The 18636-nt window shown below is 70.8% G+C and carries 16 protein-coding genes and 1 tRNA gene; 8 read left to right on the top strand and 9 right to left on the bottom strand.

All coding sequences use genetic code 11. The features are described from left to right. Positions 1 to 363: 363 nt before the first annotated feature. The 6 genes from thrB to OHO27_RS13035 form a co-directional block, all read right to left on the bottom strand. The gene (gene thrB, locus OHO27_RS13010) at positions 364 to 1281 is read right to left on the bottom strand and encodes a homoserine kinase (protein WP_328423420.1); all 918 of its coding nucleotides are present in this window, start codon (positions 1279 to 1281) and stop codon (positions 364 to 366) included. 306 nt (positions 1282 to 1587) lie between these two features. Further along, positions 1588 to 2646, bottom strand: a complete 1059-nt coding sequence (gene thrC, locus OHO27_RS13015) for a threonine synthase (RefSeq protein ID WP_328423422.1) — start codon at positions 2644 to 2646, stop codon at positions 1588 to 1590. 6 nt (positions 2647 to 2652) lie between these two features. Further along, the gene (locus tag OHO27_RS13020) at positions 2653 to 3942 is read right to left on the bottom strand and encodes a homoserine dehydrogenase (protein WP_328430417.1); all 1290 of its coding nucleotides are present in this window, start codon (positions 3940 to 3942) and stop codon (positions 2653 to 2655) included. A gap of 151 nt (positions 3943 to 4093) precedes the next feature. Then, the gene (gene lysA / locus OHO27_RS13025; protein ID WP_328423424.1) at positions 4094 to 5485 is read right to left on the bottom strand and encodes a diaminopimelate decarboxylase; all 1392 of its coding nucleotides are present in this window, start codon (positions 5483 to 5485) and stop codon (positions 4094 to 4096) included. A gap of 17 nt (positions 5486 to 5502) precedes the next feature. Further along, the gene (gene nrtL, locus OHO27_RS13030; RefSeq protein WP_328423426.1) at positions 5503 to 6567 is read right to left on the bottom strand and encodes an ArgS-related anticodon-binding protein NrtL; all 1065 of its coding nucleotides are present in this window, start codon (positions 6565 to 6567) and stop codon (positions 5503 to 5505) included. 368 nt (positions 6568 to 6935) lie between these two features. Then, entirely contained in the window at positions 6936 to 7502 is a 567-nt protein-coding gene (locus OHO27_RS13035) for a response regulator (RefSeq protein WP_328423428.1), read from the bottom strand. Positions 7503 to 7604: 102 nt separating this feature from the next. Between OHO27_RS13035 and OHO27_RS13040 the strand changes: the two genes are divergently transcribed. Beyond that, positions 7605 to 7676 (top strand) — tRNA-Arg (locus tag OHO27_RS13040). A 597-nt stretch (positions 7677 to 8273) separates the two neighbouring features. Here OHO27_RS13040 and OHO27_RS13045 read toward each other — a convergent pair. Together OHO27_RS13045 and OHO27_RS13050 are read right to left on the bottom strand one after the other, a co-directional pair. Further along, positions 8274 to 8624 carry a hypothetical protein gene (locus OHO27_RS13045; protein ID WP_328423430.1) on the bottom strand — a complete coding sequence of 117 codons (351 nt, stop codon included), beginning with the start codon at positions 8622 to 8624 and terminating at the stop codon, positions 8274 to 8276. A gap of 250 nt (positions 8625 to 8874) precedes the next feature. Further along, positions 8875 to 9441: an ATP-binding protein gene (locus OHO27_RS13050; RefSeq protein WP_328423432.1), complete on the bottom strand. Its 567-nt coding sequence runs from the start codon at positions 9439 to 9441 to the stop codon at positions 8875 to 8877. A 197-nt stretch (positions 9442 to 9638) separates the two neighbouring features. Here OHO27_RS13050 and OHO27_RS13055 point away from each other — a divergent pair, with 197 nt between their 5' ends. Continuing rightward, complete coding sequence (locus OHO27_RS13055) at positions 9639 to 9869, top strand: DUF397 domain-containing protein (RefSeq protein WP_328423434.1); 231 nt, start codon at positions 9639 to 9641, stop codon at positions 9867 to 9869. Between the two features lie 139 nt (positions 9870 to 10008). Then, positions 10009 to 10929, top strand: coding sequence for a helix-turn-helix domain-containing protein (locus OHO27_RS13060; RefSeq protein WP_328423436.1), 921 nt, complete (start codon positions 10009 to 10011; stop codon positions 10927 to 10929). Positions 10930 to 10992: 63 nt separating this feature from the next. On the opposite strand, the gene OHO27_RS13065 is transcribed toward OHO27_RS13060, so the two are convergent. Continuing rightward, positions 10993 to 11811 carry an SAM-dependent methyltransferase gene (locus OHO27_RS13065; RefSeq protein WP_328423444.1) on the bottom strand — a complete coding sequence of 273 codons (819 nt, stop codon included), beginning with the start codon at positions 11809 to 11811 and terminating at the stop codon, positions 10993 to 10995. Positions 11812 to 12225: 414 nt separating this feature from the next. Here OHO27_RS13065 and OHO27_RS13070 point away from each other — a divergent pair, with 414 nt between their 5' ends. The 5 genes from OHO27_RS13070 to OHO27_RS13090 are packed head-to-tail and all read left to right on the top strand — an operon-like array spanning position 12226 to position 18634. Beyond that, positions 12226 to 12531 (top strand): hypothetical protein, encoded by a 306-nt coding sequence (locus OHO27_RS13070; RefSeq protein WP_328423446.1) that lies wholly within the window; start codon positions 12226 to 12228, stop codon positions 12529 to 12531. Continuing rightward, positions 12426 to 13766 (top strand): MFS transporter, encoded by a 1341-nt coding sequence (locus OHO27_RS13075; RefSeq protein WP_328423448.1) that lies wholly within the window; start codon positions 12426 to 12428, stop codon positions 13764 to 13766. The genes OHO27_RS13070 and OHO27_RS13075 overlap by 106 nt, the downstream gene beginning before the upstream one ends. 2 nt (positions 13767 to 13768) lie before the next feature. Further along, a complete protein-coding gene (locus OHO27_RS13080; protein WP_328423450.1) occupies positions 13769 to 13975 on the top strand; it encodes an MbtH family protein in 207 nt (68 codons plus the stop codon). Further along, the gene (locus OHO27_RS13085) at positions 13968 to 17564 is read left to right on the top strand and encodes an amino acid adenylation domain-containing protein (protein ID WP_328423452.1); all 3597 of its coding nucleotides are present in this window, start codon (positions 13968 to 13970) and stop codon (positions 17562 to 17564) included. The genes OHO27_RS13080 and OHO27_RS13085 overlap by 8 nt, the downstream gene beginning before the upstream one ends. Beyond that, entirely contained in the window at positions 17555 to 18634 is a 1080-nt protein-coding gene (locus OHO27_RS13090; RefSeq protein ID WP_328423454.1) for a MupA/Atu3671 family FMN-dependent luciferase-like monooxygenase, read from the top strand. Before OHO27_RS13085 ends, OHO27_RS13090 begins: the two co-directional genes overlap by 10 nt. The last annotated feature ends 2 nt before the right edge of the window (positions 18635 to 18636 follow it).

An 18636-nucleotide genomic window follows, 5' to 3' on the forward strand; every position in this document is an offset into this window, starting at 1 on the left:
ACCGGTTGTGCTGTCCGGCTTCGGTCCCTGGTGTGTGGACCGTGCCGGGGCGGTGGTCCGCCAAAGCGGCGGAAGAAATTTCTGGTGATGACGGTTCCCAGAGCAGTGGCACGGAGTGTCTGTGTCACTCGGCTCGGTATCGCCGGTTCCGGAGCGTGCCCGGCAAGTCGCTCAGCGCCCGCGTACGAGGTACTGCCCGCGTACGTCGTACGGAACACAGTGCGGCTTGGGAGGCTCCCGGAAGAATGTCTGTCCCCGACGGGGACAACAAGCACCTCGCCATGGTGGGGTCGGGTGCAGACTTGAGGTTAACACTACCGGATCCAACAAACATTCCCCCTCTCGAAATCCGGCAACCGAGTGTCAGGTCGCAAGCGGCAGCACGCTCGCTCCCTGGGCATCCAGCTCAAGCCGGTTCGCGGCCCAGCCGTCGCCTGCCAGATGAGCCACCTTGTCGGCGCTGTCGTGATCCGCCAGCGCCAGAACGGTGGGACCCGCGCCGGAGATGACGGCCGGCACCCCGTCGGCCCGCAGCCGCTCCACCAGCGCCGCGCTCTCCGGCATGGCGGGCGCGCGGTACTCCTGGTGGAGACGGTCCTCGGTGGCCGGCAGCAGCAGCTCGGGGCGCCTGGTCAGCGCCTCTACGAGCAGGGCGGCGCGGCCCGCGTTGGTGGCCGCGTCGACATGCGGCACGGTGCGCGGGAGCAGGCCGCGCGCGGTCTCGGTGAGCACCGGCTTTCCGGGCACGAAAACCACCGGAACGATGGAATCGGCCGGCTGCATCCTGATCCCCCGCGCGGCACCCGCCTCCATCCAGGAGAGGGTGAACCCGCCGAGCAGACACGCCGCCACGTTGTCGGGGTGACCCTCGATCTCGGTGGCGAGCTCCAGCAGGGCCGGGTCGTCGAGCTTGGCCTCGCCGCCTATGGTCACGGCGCGCGCGGCGACGATGCCGGCGCAGATGGCGGCCGAGGAGGAACCGAGGCCCCGGCCGTGCGGGATGCGGTTGGCGCAGACGATCTCAAGTCCGCGCGGCTGGCCGCCGAGCAGATCGAAGGCGGTACGCAGGGAACGTACGAGAAGGTGGCTTTCATCACGCGGCAGCGTCTCGCTGCCCTCACCCGCGATGTCGATGTGGAGCCCGGAGTCGGCCACCCGGACGACGACGTCGTCGTAGAGCCCCAGCGACAGGCCCAGGGCGTCGAAGCCCGGGCCGAGGTTGGCGCTGGTGGCGGGGACGCGCACCCGGACGGCGGCGGCGCGGAACGCTGGACCGGCCATCGCTTGATGACTCTCCTTGAGCTGCGTGATTGTCGAAGACATTCGATGACGTACGAGAACCCCTGGGGCCGCTTCCGGGCCGCGGAGACGGCGCGGCACCGCACCCCATGCGGAGGCATATGCGGCGGGCGGGTTCGGTACAGCCTATCGAAGGTAGGTTCTGTGGCGACATAGGGCGCACAGGAGGCGCACGATGCGTGTCGTATGCCCCCTGTGCACCCTTGTCGGGAAGTACCCCAGGCAAGCGCCCTCGTACTCGCGGACGCGAGCCCCGTACGACGGGGTGTGGCCCGCTTACGCCCGTGCTTACGCCAGCCCGAGCCGCTCGGCCGCCGTCGCCGCGTCGACCGGGACGGTGACGGGCTGCGGGGCGCCGGCGACGGCCCAGTCGGGGTCCTTGAGGCCGTTGCCGGTGACGGTGCAGACGATGCGCTGGCCCGGGTCGACCTTGCCCTGCTCGGCGGCCTTCAGCAGACCGGCGACGGACGCGGCGGACGCGGGCTCGACGAAGACGCCCTCCTGTGCGGCCAACAGCCGGTAGGCGCGCAGGATTTCACGGTCCGTCACCTCGTCGATGGACCCGCCGGACTCGTCCCTCGCGGCGAGCGCGAACTGCCAGGACGCCGGGTTGCCGATACGGATCGCGGTGGCGATGGTCGACGGGTCCTTGACGACCTCGCCGCGCACGATGGGCGCGGAGCCGGAGGCCTGGAAACCCCACATGCGCGGGGTCCGCTTCGAGACACCGTCGGCGGCGTACTCCTTGTAGCCCTTCCAGTACGCGGTGATGTTGCCCGCGTTGCCGACCGGCAGGACGTGGATGTCGGGGGCGTCGCCCAGCATGTCCACGATCTCGAAGGCGGCCGTCTTCTGCCCTTCGATACGCGCCGGGTTGACCGAATTGACCAGCGCCACGGGGTAGTTGTCGCTCAGCGCCCGGGCGAGCGTGAGGCAGTCGTCGAAGTTGCCGTCCACCTGGAGGATCTTCGCGCCGTGCACCAGGGCCTGGCCCATCTTGCCGAGCGCGATCTTGCCCTGCGGGACGAGAACGGCCGAAACCATGCCCGCGCGGACGGCGTAGGCCGCGGCCGAGGCCGACGTGTTGCCGGTGGAGGCGCAGATGACGGCCTTCGCGCCCTCCTCCTTGGCACGCGTGATGGCCATGGTCATGCCGCGGTCCTTGAAGGAGCCGGTCGGGTTCGCACCCTCAACCTTGAGGTGGACCTCGCAGCCCGTGCGCTCGGAGAGCACCTGCGCGGGTACGAGGGGCGTGCCGCCCTCGCGGAGCGTCACGACCGGCGTGGTGTCGGAGACGGGCAGCCGGTCCCGGTACTCCTCGATGATTCCGCGCCACTGGTGGGTCATTGCTGGTTACTCTCCTTCAACCCGCATGATGCTGGCGACACCCCGCACGGTGTCGAGCTTGCGCAGCGCCTCGACGGTCCCGACGAGGGCCGCGTCGGACGCACGGTGGGTGACGACGACGAGGGAGGCCTCGCCGTCCTTGCCCTGCTGGCGAACCGTATCGATCGAGACACCGTGCTCTGCGAACACGGTCGCCACCTGGGCGAGAACACCCGGTTTGTCCGCCACGTCGAGGCTGATGTGGTAGCGGGTGACAACCTCACCCATCCCCGACACGGGCAGGGCGGCGTACGCCGACTCGCCGGGCCCCGTTGCCCCGCTGAGCCGGTTGCGGCAGACGGCGACGAGGTCGCCGAGCACGGCCGAGGCGGTCGGGGAACCACCCGCGCCGGGGCCGTAGAACATGAGCTGGCCGGAGGCGTCGGACTCGACGAACACGGCGTTGTACGCGCCGCGCACGGAGGCCAGCGGGTGGCTCAGCGGGATCATCGCGGGGTGCACGCGCGCGGTGACGGACGCACCGTCCCCGGCCCGCTCGCAAATGGCGAGCAGCTTGATGGTGCAGCCCATCTCCCTGGCGGAGGCGAAGTCGGCCGCGGTCACCTCGGTCATGCCCTCGCGGTAGACGTCGTCGAGGCGCACGCGCGTGTGGAAGGCGATACCGGCGAGGATCGCGGCCTTGGCGGCGGCGTCGAAACCTTCGACGTCGGCGGTGGGGTCGGCCTCCGCGTACCCCAGGGCGGTGGCCTCGTCGAGGGCCTCCTGATACCCGGCGCCGGTCGAGTCCATCTTGTCGAGGATGAAGTTCGTGGTGCCGTTGACGATGCCGAGCACCCGGTTGACCTTGTCGCCGGCGAGGGACTCGCGCAGCGGGCGGATCAGCGGGATGGCGCCGGCGACGGCGGCCTCGTAGTAGAGGTCCTTGCTGTTCGCTTCGGCCGCCGCGTGCAGAGCGGCCCCGTCCTGGGCGAGGAGCGCCTTGTTGGCCGAGACGACGGACGCGCCGTGCTCGAAGGCGGTGGTGATGAGGGTGCGGGCGGGCTCGATGCCGCCGATGACCTCGACCACTACGTCGATGTCGCCGCGCTTGACCAGTGCGGTTGCGTCGGTGGTGATGAGCGCGGGGTCGATGCCCTCACGCACCTTGGAGGGCCGCCGTACGGCCACGCCCGCGAGCTCCACGGGCGCCCCGATCCGGGCGGCGAGGTCGTCGGCGTGCGTCGTCATGATGCGCGCCACCTCTGAGCCGACCACTCCACAGCCCAGCAGCGCCACCTTCAGCGGACGCGTACGCATCATCCGACCTCGTTTCCTCTCACCGTCTACGGTTGCACCAGTCTCACTCACCGGACGGGACTTTCTGCCCTTCGTCCGGATCGTGAGATATCTATTTCATTTCTACCGGGGTGGCAGACAGGAGATCTTCCACCCCGGTGTCTTTGCGGGGTTACCCGACGTCGAGACGAAGAAGGTCCTCCTCCGTCTCCCGGCGGACGATCACCCGGGACTCGCCGTCGTTCACGGCGACGACGGGCGGCCGCAGGACATGGTTGTAGTTGCTGGCCATGGACCGGCAGTACGCACCCGTCGCCGGTACGGCGATGAGATCACCCGGTGCCAGGTCGGCCGGCAGGAACGCGTCCTTGACCACGATGTCCCCGCTCTCGCAGTGCTTGCCGACGACACGGGCGAGCATCGGCTCGGCGTCGCTCGTCCGGGACACGAGGGCGACGCTGTACTCCGCGTCGTACAGCGCCGTACGGATGTTGTCCGACATGCCGCCGTCGACAGAGACGTACGTCCGCAGCCCGTCGAGCGGCTTGATGGTGCCGACCTCGTAGAGCGTGAAGGCGGTCGGCCCGACGATGGCGCGCCCCGGCTCGACGGAGATACGAGGAGTCTGCAGACGGGCGGCCTCGCACTCACGGGTGACGATCTCGGTCAGCGCCTTGGCGATCTCGTGCGGCTCACGGGGGTCGTCGTCACTCGTATAGGCGATCCCGAGCCCGCCCCCGAGGTCGATCTCGGGCAGTTCGACACCGTGCTCGTCACGGATGTCCTTCAGAAGCGAGACCACCCGGTGGGCGGCGACTTCGAAGCCCGACATGTCGAAGATCTGCGACCCGATGTGCGAGTGGATCCCGATGACCTCCAGCCCTTCGAGCTGAAGCGCCCTCCGCACGGCCTCGGCGGCCTGCCCACCGGCGAGCGGAATCCCGAACTTCTGGTCCTCGTGGGCGGTCGCGATGAACTCGTGGGTGTGTGCTTCCACGCCCACGGTGATACGGATCTGGACGCGCTGCCGCTTGCCGAGCTCCTGCGCGATGTGCGCGACGCGGACGATCTCCTGGAAGGAGTCGAGGACGATGCGTCCGACGCCTGCGGTGATCGCGCGGCGGATCTCGTCGGTGGACTTGTTGTTGCCGTGGAAGGCGATGCGGTCGGCGGGCATGCCGGCGGAGAGGGCGGTGGCGAGCTCGCCGCCGGAGCACACATCCAGATTGAGCCCTTCCTCGTGCAGCCACCGCACGACGGCACGGGACAGGAACGCCTTGCCGGCGTAGAAGACGTCGGCGTCGGTCCCGAAGGCGCTGCGCCAGGCGCGGGCCCTGGACCGGAAGTCGGCCTCGTCCATGAAGTAGGCCGGGGTGCCGTGCTGTTCGGCGAGGGTCTTCACGTCGATACCGCCGACGGTGACGACGCCGTCGGCATTGCGGCCGACGGTCTGGGCCCACACCTTCGGGTCGAGGGTGTTGAGGTCGGCGGGCGGGGCGGAGTAGTGGCCCTCGGGAAAAACGTCGGCGTGGCGGGGCCCGGCGGGGTGTGCGGAACGGCTCATGACTTTCGTGGGCTCTCTCAGATGTGGTCGGGTGCGTCGATGCCGAGCAGGGACAGGCCACCGGCCAGCACCGTCCCGGCGGCTTCGGCGAGCGCGAGCCGGGCGCGGTGGGCGGCCGAGGGTTTCTCCGCACCGCGGGGAAGGACGGCGGGCAGCAGGGGCAGGACGGCATCGGCGACGGTGACGAGGTGCCGGGCGAGGCGGTCGGGGGCACGGTGGGCTGCCGCCTGGGCCAGAACGCGGGGGTGATCCGCGAGCAGGACGGCGACGTCGTGCCGTACGTCCCCGGGTTCGGCGTCGAACCCCAGGTCGGCGGCGTTACGGCTGAGAGCCCGGGTGCGGGCGTGCGCGTACCGGACGCGGAAGAGAGGGTTGCTCTCACGCTGGACGAGGTGCTCGTCGGTAACACGGGGCCGGTCGTGACCGGCGGGGTGAAGCAGGGCCCAGCGGGCGGCGTCACGGCCGAGGCGGAGGGGGTCGACGGGGGCGGGCACCGGACACACGGCGTAGTAGGGCAGGGCGGGCGAGTCCTGCGCACGGCGCCTGTCGACCCGTACGCCAAGGATGTCGACCCAACGCGGATCAAGGGGGGCCTCGCAGCCGGTGCGCACGGCGGCCCCCTGGGACTGCAGAATCCGAGCGAGGGCGTCCATCACTACGACGGCCCGTACCTCGTGGGGGCAGTACAGCGGGATGAAGTCCGCCGAGGGGCCGTTGGCATACCCGTACCGCGTGCCGCGCCGCAGGATCTCCTCGACCAGGGCGGCGGAGGCGGTGGCGCCGAGGCTGATGTTGAGGAACCCGGGTCCGGTGATGACGACGTCGGTGATGCCGCTGGTGGTGCCGTCGGTGGTGCCGTCGGTGCTGAGCAGGAGGGCCTGCAGGATCTCGGCAACCTCCCTCGGCGACCGCCCGGCCGGGCGCGCGAGCTGAAGCGCGACGTTGGTGGCGTAGTCCCCGCAGCCCCCGGGCCCGGGGGCTGTGACCACGACCCGCTCCGGCACGACGACCCGCAGCTCCCCGTCATCGACAGCACGACGCACCGCGCGCAGCACGGTACGGGAGAGCTCGACGGGGGTCACGGGACAAGCGTATGGGAGGAGGGGGGCGGGTATGCGAATGGGTTTGGGGAGGGTCCGGGATGTGGACGGGTGGGGGGCGCGGCCGGGGGGAGGGGTGGGTCGGTGCACATGGAGGTGCGTCCGATCGGCCGAGGGTGGGGCGGGTAGGCCCAGGGATGCGATTGGTCGGCCGGAGTGCCGGGGCCTTAGGCCCTGTTGCGCCGGTCTGGAACGGGCCGGCAGGGCGGGCTTCCGGTGCGGCTGGCGGCTTCGGCCTCCGGTACGGCTGGCGGCTTCGGCCTCCGGTACGGCTGGGATGTCAGCCCGAGACGGTCGGCGGCGTCAGCTTCCGAAGGGCCCGAGCCGCCCGCCCGGAACCCCCAGCGGCCTCAGTTCCCGGTGCGCCCGGCGGCCTCGCCGGCTGCCCCGAGGATGCCCCCGAACACGGCGGTGTCCGAGCTGCCGCCGTCGAGTTCCCCAACCCTTTCCCGGGCCCGTTCCTCACTCCTCCTCGCCTCGATCAACCTCCCTACGAGGCTGACGAGTTCGGCGGGCTCGAAGGGCTTGGCGAGGAAGGCATCGACGCCGACATCGAGACCGGTGTCGACCTCGTACTGCGTACAGGCGCTGATGATGGCGAGGGGAAGGTCGCGGGTACGGGGATCGGCGCGCAGCCGAGCGGCGGTACGCAACCCGTCGAGCCGCGGCATGGCGACATCCAGGGTGACCACATCGGGCCGCACCTGATGAACGACTTCCAGACACTCGGCACCATCGGCCGCGGTCACCACCTCAAGCCCCTCCAGCTCGAGATTGACCCTGATCAGCTGCCGGATGACCTTGTTGTCGTCCACAACAAGCACCCGGCCCGACGCGCCTGGCACAACTCGAGAGTAGGTCCGGACCGGCCACCGCGTCCGGGTTTTCCCCACTTCCAACCCCTGCGAGCGAGCCATCCCAGGTCACACCCCGTGCAGCGACCCCAAAAACCCGTTCATGAACACCCCACCGAAGCTGGTAGGGTTCTACCCGTCGCCGCCAAGCAAGGCGCCCGACACGCCCCCGTAGCTCAGGGGATAGAGCAACGGCCTCCGGAGCCGTGTGCGCAGGTTCGAATCCTGCCGGGGGCACCCAACATGAGGTGCCCAAAGACCCCGTCACCAGCGGAAACGCTGCGGTCGGGGTCTTCGCGTATCTGCAGGCGTGCCACCCCGAGCGGCCCGATGTCGGGGACAAGGGCCCGCACCGGCGCCGGGCGGCCCCTCGCGGACGGTCGTCGCGCCGTGAAGGCCACCCGCAGCTCCCGCCGGGGGTGGCCAGGCGCCTCGCTGAGGCGGGCTGGGGCGGGGGCGGCTCCCAGCCTGGCGAGGGCGGGTCACGCGGTACCTGCTCGGTCGTCAGCACCTCTGAGGGCGGGGCCGGTGACGCTCCTTGGCGTTTCTGGGGCTCCCGCCGGCTGCCCCCGTTCAGCTCGCGGGCGACCTGCCACCACCGCTCAGCCGAAGTGAGGGTGCTGAGGGTGCCGTGGCGGCCGGTCCCGGTGGGGCGGCTCCTCGGTGGTCAGTAGTTCTGCTGCCTGGTGCTGGGTGTGTGCGGCTGCTATTTGCGCTTCCGTCACGGCGTCTCCGCGCTCGCGCACCAGGTCTTCATAGATCGGCAGATGATCGCTTCGGGTCGGAGTGCGGGGAGTGGGTGCCATAAAGCTGGTCCTTCGCTGGGTAATGCCGTCAGGCCCTGTTGAGTCGGGCGGCAATTCCGTGCCCGAGGAGCAGATAGAGGACGGCCGGGAGGCCGTAATTGAGGAGGACGCGCAGCCCCTCTGTGTCCATCGTGAAAATGTCCTGTGCCCATCCGGACAGCCAGTCCGCCGATCCGCGCACGAATTCCACGAACGCGTTCCCTTGGTTCGCGTCCAGCAGGTAAAGCACGATCCAGAGGCCGAGAAGACCTGCCGCGACGTCGGCAATCGTGCAGATTGTCAGGGCCGCTCTGCGTGCGGCGTCCTGGTTGCGCTGAGAGTGGTCGGGGGGTGCGGGCTGGTCGTAGGGCTGGTAGCCGGGGGTCGGGTCGGTGTTCACGAGAAATCCGTTCTGACGCGTTGCCGGGCGGAAGGGAGTCAGCCATCCAGCGAAACCGGAAACGGACGTCGCGGATGACCTGCTTCTGCCTGGTTCAGCGTCATGCGAACGCGACCGTGTTACACCACTGCCCGGATCGTCCCCGAACAACGGCAATATGGCGGCCTATTCGGGTACTTGCCGCAATAGGCGCGCGCTGCCGTACATTTACCGCACATTTGCGGATGCACTGCCGCGGGACCCTGACGGGTCAGGCCTCCCTGGCCGTCGGCAGCATGGCCCAGACCGTCTTGCCCGCCGGCTGGCGTCGCGTCCAGCCCCAGTGCTCGGACAGCGCGTCGATGATGCGCAGCCCCCGGCCGTGCTCGTCGAAGAGGTCGCCGGTGTGCGGGTAGACAGGGGGGTTGTCGCTCGGGTCGGCGACGGCACAGACGAGGTGGGCCGGGCGCCGCAGGCTGAGCTTCAGCCAGATCTCGGCCTCGGGGCGCGAGGAGGCCACGTCGGCCGGCGCGGGCGATGCGGCGTGCAGCACGGCGTTGGCCAGCAGTTCGGTGACCACCATGAGGGCGTCGGCGCTGCAGTGGTCCAGTGCCCAGTCGTCGAGCGTGCGACGGACGAAGTCGCGGGCTCGGCCGCAGCCCTGTTCGGCACCGACCAGGCGCAGGGCGGCGGAACGAGGCGAGGTGCGCGGGGGCTCGGGGCTGGTGAGCCGACGGGGGCCCGAGGTGGCGCGGTGCGCTTCCGGCGGCGCCGTCAGCCCCGCGTGGGGCGCAGCTCTGCCGGGCAGTTGGAGCCCTTCGTACGCAGGTAAGGACACAACGTCTCCCTGATACACGGTCAGGACAGGGCGTCCGCACTGCCGTTGACGCCACGGACTATTATCCACGCCAACGGCGCCTCCGTGCAATTTCACGGGAAATTGCGCGAAGGTGTCGACGCAGAGCACGTGGTGCGGTCCGGGCCCGGCGGGACGTCGGAGCGCGCGCGTGGCCGAACGTGAGCAAGGAGAGTGCAGTGCCAACAGCACAGAACGGCGTACGGGCAAGCTCGTTGGGCGTCCGCTGGATCAAGAGCCGGCACAGCAATGCCGAGGGCAACTGCGTCGAGGTGGCGAGCCTGGGCGACGGCAGCATCGCGATGCGCAACTCCCGCGACCCCGAGGGGCCGGCCCTGGTGTACACGCCGGCCGAGATCACCGCGTTCCTGGCGGGCGCCAAGGAGGGAGAGTTCGACCACCTCGCATGACCTGAACGGAGGGCCGGGCAGGAAGCGAAACTCCGCTGGGAAGCGGAAGTTGAGCCTTCTAATTGCTGCGGTTCCGGCGGCAGGAGGCGGCGGGATGCGATAATGCGGTCTGTCGTATGCCGGTCTACGGGGAGTCAGGATGTCCGCCGAGTCACCTCGCATCTCCCGCCTCGAGCCCTATCTGAGCCGGACCGAACCCGCGCCGACCCTGCTGAAAATGCTGGTCGGCGTCCAGCTGGCGGGTATCCGCGAGGACGCGGGCCTCTCCCAGGACCAGGCGGCGCGTGCCGTGGGTTTCAGTCCGGCGAAACTGTCGCGCATCGAGGCGGGCAAGGGGCGTCGGCCGCCCACGGAGGCCGATGTCCGCCTGCTGCTGAAGGAGTACCGGGCCGAGGACTACGAGGCCTCGGTGCTGCTGCAGTTGCTGAAGCGTGCCGGCGAGCCGGGGTGGTGGCAGCGCTATGACAAGCGGCTGATGCCCGAGTGGTTCGACCGGCTGGTCGGGCTGCAGGAGGCCGCGACGGCCATCCGTACCTTCGAGATCCAGTACGTGCCCGGCCTGTTGCAGACCGAGGCGTACGTACGGGCCGTGGTGGAGCGCGGGCTGCCGTCGGCGCCCGGCCGTGAGGTGGAGCGGCGTGTGGAGCTGCGGATGCGGCGGCGCCAGCTCCTGCACCGCGCGGACCCGCCTCAGTTGTGGGCGATCGTCGACGAGTCGGTGCTGCTGCGGATGCTGGGCAGCCGCGAGGTGATGCGCGAGCAGCTCGAGTACCTGGAGGAGATGGCGCGGCTCCCCCATGTGACCCTGCAGATCGTGCCCCTGGATGTGACCAACGCGTCCGCGCCGGCCATTCCCGTCACCTATCTGCGCTTCGGCGGCGTCGATCTGGCCGACATCGTCTATCTGGAGCACATCAAGAGCGCCGCCTTCCTGGAGGACCAGGACGAGACGGAGGAGTACCGGATCGCCCTGGACCGCCTCGGCGACGAGGCCCTCAACCCGCGCGAGTCGCTGGAGCGGCTGCGCGAGACGGCGGCCCGTTATTCCCCCGCCCCGTAGGGCGCTGCGCCCTGTAAGGCAGTACGTCCCCCGAGGCACTGCGCCCCGTGGGGAGAAGCCTCGTTATGGCAGTCGACCCACGCCGCCGAACTCGATCCACTCCTGGGTGAGTTGGCGCGGCGCCACCTCGGTGTCGGGGCGCCAGGTGGAGACCTCCACGAGGCCGGGGTCGAGGATCTCCAGACCCTCGAAGTACTCCGCGACGTCCTTCTCCTGGCGTACCCGGCCCCAGTGCCCCTGGGTCGCCTGGTCCATGAAGTCGGTGACGAACTCACGGACCTTGGGGTCCTCGCTGACCAGCTGGCACATGAGCATGAAGCTGCCGGGTGCGAGGTGCTCGCGCACCCGTCGGGCCACGGCGAGGGGGCCGTCGGTGTCGCTGTCGGGGATGCAGTGGAAGACCGAGTTGAACAGCACCGCCACCGGCTGCGAGAAGTCGATCAGGCGCTCGGTGTCGGGGTGGGAGAAGATCGCGTCGGTCTCACGCATGTCGGCGTGAATGACGGCCGTGTTGTCGTTCTGGTCCAGCAGGGCGCGGCCGTGGACCAGGACCATCGGGTCGTTGTCGACATAGACCACGCGCGAGGACGGGTCGATGGACTGCGCGACCTGGTGGACGTTGTTCTGGGTGGGCAGGCCTGAGCCGTGGTCGAGGAACTGCCGGATGCCGTGGTCCTCGGCGAGCGCCCTGACCACGCGCTGCAGGAAGCGGCGATTGTTCAGGGCGAGAGCGCGGGTGCTGGGGACGACCTTGTCCAGCTCCTCGCAGGCGGCTCGGTCGGAGGCGTAGTTGTCCTTGCCGCCGAGGTAGTAGTCGTACATGCGCGCGGCCGTCGGAATCGTGGCATCGATCGACGTGGACAGCTGCTTTCCAGGCTCCATCGTTTCCCCCAGTCACAGGGCCGGCCGAGGAGATCACCTCGCCGACAACACATCCTAGGGAGGGGGCAGTTGATGGGGCCAGTCCATCGGTCAACCGCTGGAGAAAAGACCCCTCGGCGAGCGGAGGGCGAGCGGATGCCGCCGGAACCAGCGGACGGAAAGGCAACTCAACCCGGCCGGGAGGCGGCGGAATTGTCCGAAGAGAGGGCCTGTCGTCCCGGATGTCGTTGTGTCGTCAAAGGTTCGTAGATGCATACGAGGCACGCCAGTTCGATGCCAGTCGGAGCACACCCTCACGGCCGGGGAGCCGCATCCGTGAGGGCTTCTCGGACGCCTTTCATGATCAGGGCTGTACTGCGCGCCACTTCGAACTAGGGTTCTCAGTCGGAAGCCACACTCGACGGGGGTACGCACGTGGCCGATTCGGCGCGCTCGCTCGACGACACCGCGCAGGACGGGGGAAAGCCGGGCCGGTTCAGCGGCATGGGCCCCTTCATGCTCGTCTGGAGCGGGCAGGCGGTATCCCTGGTCGGTAATTCCGTCCTGCGCTTCGCCTTCGTCTTCGAGACCTGGTCGGCCACCGGCCGCGCGACGGCGCTGACCACGCTGTCGCTGTGTGCCCTCCTCCCCCAGGTACTGCTGAGCCCCTCGCCGGGGCCTTCGTCGACCGGGTCAAGCGACGTACGGCGCTGCAGGTCGCGGACGGCGGCGGGCTGTTGATCGTGGCGCTGCTCGGCGTCCTGCACTTCACCGGCGGGCTGCACACCTGGGAGGTCTACGCGGCCGTCATGCTGCTCGGCTCGGCCGCCGCGTTCCAGTTCCCGGCGCTGGGCGCCTCGGTGCCGCTGCTCGTGGACAAGGCCCAGCTCCAGCGGGCCAACAGTCTGCTGGCCAGCGCCAAGAGCACGGCGGACGTCGGCGGTCCCGCTCTGGGCGGGCTGCTGGTGGCGTTCTCCGGGCTCGGTTTCATCCTCGTCGCCGACCTGGTGAGCTTCGCTCTCGCGCTGGTGGCCATCCGGGTCGTACGGATGCGAGGGGACACCGGTCCCGCGAGCAAACCGGCGGGCGGGCCGCGCAAGAAGCTCACCGCGGAGGCCATGGAGGGGATGCGGTTCCTCTTCCGGTATCCGAGCCTGCGCGATCTGATGCTGGCCTTCTGCGTGGTCAACCTGGTCATGGTCTTCGGCTTCGCCGCCGTACAGCCCATGGTTCTGGCCCGGTCCGGCGGTGAGACCGCGGCGTTGGCGAGCGTCAACACCGCGATCGGCGTCGGCGGGGTCGCGGGCGGGCTGCTGATGGCGGCGTGGAGCGGGCCGAAGAACCGGGCCCGGGGCATGCTGCTCGGGATCATCGGGATGTGCCTGTCCGCCCAGGTGGCGATGGCACTTGTGGGGGGCGTGGTCGGCTGGTGCGCGGCCATTCTCGTGGGCGCGGCGCTGATGCCGATGATCAACGGCGTGATGCAGGCGATCGTGCAGACCAAGGTCCCCCAGGAGTGGCACGGCCGGGTCTTCGGTGCCGTGATCTTCCTGTCGCAGATCTCCGTCCCGCTGGCGACCGCCGTCTCCGGTCCGCTCGCCGACGAGGTCTTCGAACCGCAGGCCGCGGAAGGCACCGGAATCTTCGTGGTGCTGGGACCGCTCGTGGGCGACGGGCCGGGCAGCGGCATGGCCGCGATGCTGCTCATCGCCGGCCTGTGCGGCATCGCCGTCGGGGTGCTGAGCATGACGCGGCGCACGGTGCGGGAGATCGACACGCTGCTGCCCGATGTCACCGACGACTCCCCCGGCACCGCAGACATCGACACCACCGATGTCGACACCACCGGCGTCGGCACCACCGACATCGATGCCACCCACAGCTCCGGACGCCCCGGCGACCCCGAGGGCCCGGAGAACCCCGACCACCCCGACCACCCCGACCACCCCGGGGACAAAACACTCGTGGAGGGCTGACCATGACCACCAATCCGTTCGAGGACGAGAACGCCACCTACCTCGTACTCACCAACGCCGAGGGGCAGTTCTCGCTCTGGCCCGACGGGATCACCGTGCCGGACGGGTGGGACGTGGCTCTGACCGCGAGCAGCCGCGCGGACTGCCTCGCCTTCGTCGAGGACCGCTGGACGGACATATGTCCCACCCGCACGGCCTCCGATGCCTGAGACGGAGGCAACGGGGGCGTTGCACGGCGTGCATGAACTCTTCGAGGAACGGGCCCGGCGGACACCGACGGCGACCGCGCTGGTGTCCGGCGACGAGCGGCTGAGCTACGGCGAACTCGACGCGCGGGCCGACCGGTTGGCAGGGCTGCTGCGGCGGCACGGCGTACGGCCGGGTGCCCTGGTGGGCGTATATCTGGAGCGGTCCGCCGAGATGGTGGTGGCACTGCTCGGCACGCTCAAGGCCGGTGCCGGATACGCGATGCTCGACCCGGACTTCCCGGCGGAACGGCTGCGCGGCATGGCGGCCGACGCGGGCGTCGCTGTGGTCGTGTCCCGGCGCGGTTCCCAACAGCCCTTGTCCACGGTCGAGTCGGTGGCCGTGGAGGACGCCGAACAGGCCGAGCCGCTCCGGCGCGGCACCGTGGAGGTACGGCCGCAGGACCCGGCCTGCGTGATGTTCACCTCCGGCTCCACCGGCCGTCCGAAGGGCATCGTCGCCTCCCACGCCGCGGTCACCGGGACGCTGACCGGGCAGGACTTCGCGTCGTTCGGGCCCGGCGCGGTGTGGCTGCAGTGTTCCCCCGTGTCCTGGGACGCGTTCGCGATGGAGCTGTGGGGTCCGCTGCTGAACGGCGGCCTGTGCGTGCTCCACCCGGGGCAGCGCCCCGACCCGGTGGTGACGGCCGGCCTGGTCGAGAGGCACGCCGTCACCTCCCTGTACCTGTCCGCCTCCCTCTTCCACGTGATCGTCGACGAGTACCCGCGGGCCCTCGCCGGCGTACGCGAACTGATCGTCGGAGGCGAGCCGTTGTCGCCCGCGCACGCGGCCCGCGCCCTGGAGCGCCACCCCGCGCTGCGGCTGAGCAACGGCTACGGCCCGGTCGAGGGCATGGTTTTCCTGACCGTCCATCCGGTCACCGCCGAGGAGGTACGGGACGGCAGCCCGGTGCCGATCGGCCGCCCGCTGGCCGGCAAACGGCTCCGGGTGCTCGACGAGCGGCTGCGGCCCGTCGCGGACGGTGGGACGGGCGAGCTGTACGCCGCCGGGGCGGGCGTCGCCCTCGGCTACCGCGGCCGTTCCGAACTGACCGCCGAGCGGTTCGTGGCCGACCCGTACGGGCCCGCCGGTGGCCGGATGTACCGCACCGGTGACCTGGTGCGGCGCCGGGCGGACGGGGTGCTGGAGTACCTGGGGCGGGCCGACGCGCAGGTGAAGATCCGCGGGTTCCGGGTGGAGCCCGGCGAGGTGGAGACGGTGCTGGCCGGCCATCCGGGCGTCGTCCGGGCCGCCGTGGTCGCCCGTCCCGACGCCACGGGTGACATGCGGCTGATCGCGTACGTCGTCCCGCGTGAAGGACATCGGCAACAGCTGTCGGCAGAGGAACTGCGGGACCACGCGACGCGCGTGCTGGCCGACTATCTGGTCCCGGCCGCTTTCGTGCTCCTCGACGCCCTGCCCCTGACCCCCAACGGCAAGCTGGACCGCGCCGCCCTGCCGGAGCCCGGCCCGATCACCGGATCCCTCGCGTCGGCGTCGGCACGACAGCCGTCCGGCCCGGTCGAGGAAGCGCTGTGCGGGCTGTTCTCCGAGGTGCTGGGGGTGGCGTCGGTCGGCCCCGAGGACGACTTCTTCGCGCTCGGCGGCAACTCGTTGATGGTGGCGCGGCTGCTGGGGCGGATGCAGCTGACGCTGGGCGCCCAGGTCGGCGTACGGACGCTGTTCGAGTGCCGGACGCCGACGGGGCTGGTGCCGTATGTGGAGAAGGCCGGCGAGGAGGAGGCAGGCAGGGGCGAGGAGCCCGCGGTTGCCCCGGAGGGGCAGGCGCTGCCCCTGTCGTACGCCCAGCGCCGCCTGTGGTTCCTCGACCAGGCCGACGCGGGTGAGGCCTACACGCTTCCGGTACTGGTGCGGCTGCGGGGCAAGGTCGACCCGGAGGCTCTTCGAGCCGCCCTCGGGGATGTGGCCGCCCGGCAGACGGCGCTGCGTACGGTCTTCGAGGAGCGCGACGGTGCGCCGTGGCAGCGGGTACGGGCCGGTGCCGAAGCCCTGCCTCGGCTCCGGCAGGTCGATGTGACATCCGGCGAGTTGGACAAGTCCGTCACCGAGGCCGCCCGGCACCGCTTCGACCTCGCCGCCGAACTGCCCCTGCACGCCGTGCTGTTCGGGATTCAGGACCGGCCGGGCGAGCACGCGCTGCTGCTGGTGCTGCACCACATCGCGGGTGACGGCTGGTCGCTGCCGCCGCTCTTCCGGGACCTGTCGCGCGCCTACGCCGCCCGGGTCTCCGGGTCCGTGCCGGAGCTCGCTCCGCTACCGGTGCCGTACGCCGTCTTCGCCCGCCGTCAGCAGGGGCGGCTGGGCTCGGCGGACGATCCGGGATCCCTCGCCTCGACTCAACTCACCTTCTGGCGCAAGGCCTTGGCCGGACTTCCGACCGGTGGCCCCCTGCTCCCGCGGCGCCCTGGAAGGCCCGCCGTGCCGGGTCGGGAAGCCGCCGTCGTCGTACGGCGGCTGGACGCGGACGTGCACGCGCGGATCGTGGAGGGGGCCCGGGCGGAGGGCGCCACGCTGTTCATGGCGTTGCATGCCGCGCTCGCCGCCGTGCTGATGCGTGCGGGGGCCGGCGAGGATCTGGCGGTCGGCTCGCCGGTCGCCGGGCGGGGCCACGACGGCACGGTCGATGACGTGGTCGGGTTCTTCGTCAACATGCTGGTGCTGCGCAACGACGCCGCCGGCGACCCCACGGCCCGGCAACTGCTCGCGCGTACCCGGGAGACGGCGCTGGACGCCTTCGCCCACCAGGACGTGCCGTTCGAGGAGATCGTGGGAGCGCTCAACCCCGTACGGCCCCCGGGGCGGCAGCCCTTCACGGAGGTCGTGCTGGCGTTGCAGAACAACGCCCGGGCCGAGGTGGACCTGCCCGGCGCCGAGTCCGGCGTGGAACCGCTGCGCACCGGCACCGCTCGGTTCGAGCTGCTGGTCGACGTCACCGACGACCACGGTCCGTCGGGCGCGCCGGACGGCATGACGCTGGTCTTCGAGTACCGGACCTCGTGTCTGGAGCGGGAGTTCGTCGAGTGGCTGGCGGACGCGGTCGTCGAGGCGCTGCGCGCGGGGGCCGCCGAGCCGGACGTACCGCTGTCCCGGCTCGGGCTGCCGGAGCCTCCCCGGCGGGCGGACGCGGAGCGGGACGCGGTCCTCGCCCCCGCACCGACTGCAGGCGCCCCGACGGAATCCGCCCTGCACCGGGAGATCGCCGCCGTCTGGTCCGACGTCCTCGGAGTCGAGCGCATCGGTCCGCATGACGACTTCTTCCGCCTCGGCGGCAACTCCCTGCGTGCGGTCCGGGTCGCGGCCCGCCTCACGGGCGCCGGGCGCACGGTGACGGTCGGCCAGCTGTTCACCTCGCCCACAGTCGCCGCCCTCGCCGCCGAGCTGGAGCGGGCACCGGCCGAGGCACCCGCCGCCCCGGCGCCCATCCCGCGCCGACCGCGCGTTCCCCGGCAGCCGGGCCGCGGCAGCCGTACCGACGTCCCCGGTACAGGCCGTACCGACGACCCGAGTCAGAAGGAGGTGCCATGGACCTGAGCGTGATGTTCTTCGGGGCCGACACACCCGCCGACGCTCCCGCCGACGGCCCGGCCGGCGGCGCGCCGCGGCACAGTGAGGCCTACGACGACATCCTCACGGTCGCCCGCACCGCGGACCGGCTCGGCTTCCACGCGATCTGGACGCCCGAGCGGCACTTCCAGCAGGTGGGCCAGGTCTTTCCCAGTCCGCCGGTGCTCAGCGCGGCGCTCGCGGTGGCCACCGAGCGGATCAACATCCGGGCGGGCAGCGTGATCCTGCCGCTGCACCATCCGCTGCGGATCGCGGAGGACTGGGCCGTCGTCGACAACCTCTCGCACGGCCGGATCGGGCTGTCCGCGGCCACGGGCTGGCACTCGACCGACTTCGTGCTGGCCCCGGACAACTACGAAGGCCGGCGCGAGCAGACCCTCCGGGACATCCCGCTGCTGCGGCGGCTGTGGGCGGGCGAGGCTGCCGAGTTCACCGACGGCACCGGCACGTCGGTCGCCGTCCTGCCGCAGCCCCGCCCCGTGCAGGAGACCTTGCCCCTGTGGCTGACCAGCTCCGGCAACCCCGCGACCTGGGAAGCCGCAGGAAGCCTGCGCACCGGGGTGCTCGGGGCGACCGTCGGGCAGAGCCGGGACGAGCTGGCCGAGAAGATCGCCCGCTATCGCGCGGCCTGCGCCGCCGCCCCCGACCAGGGCGGCACCGACGCGCACGGCCGGGTGACGCTGATGGCGCACACGTTCGTCGGCGCGGACGACGAGGAGGCGCAGCGGCTGGCCGCCGTACCGCTGAAGCGGTATCTCCAGTCGTACGTCCGGCAGACGACCGCCAACCGCACGGCCGACAAGGCGACGGCGGAGCTCACCGAGGAACAGACGGCGCTGCTCGCCGAGTTCGCCTTCCACCGCTACCTGACCTGGGGCAGCCTGCTCGGCTCCGCCGGGACCTGCCGGAAGATGCTCGCCGATCTGCGCGAGCTGGGCTGCGACGAGGTCGCCTGCTTCGTGGACTTCGGCCTCGGCCGCGACGAGGTGCTGGCCGGGCTGCACCGGCTGGCCGAACTCCGGGAGGACGTGGCGTGACA

Source organism: Streptomyces sp. NBC_00443, from assembly GCF_036014175.1.
Classification (GTDB): domain Bacteria; phylum Actinomycetota; class Actinomycetes; order Streptomycetales; family Streptomycetaceae; genus Streptomyces.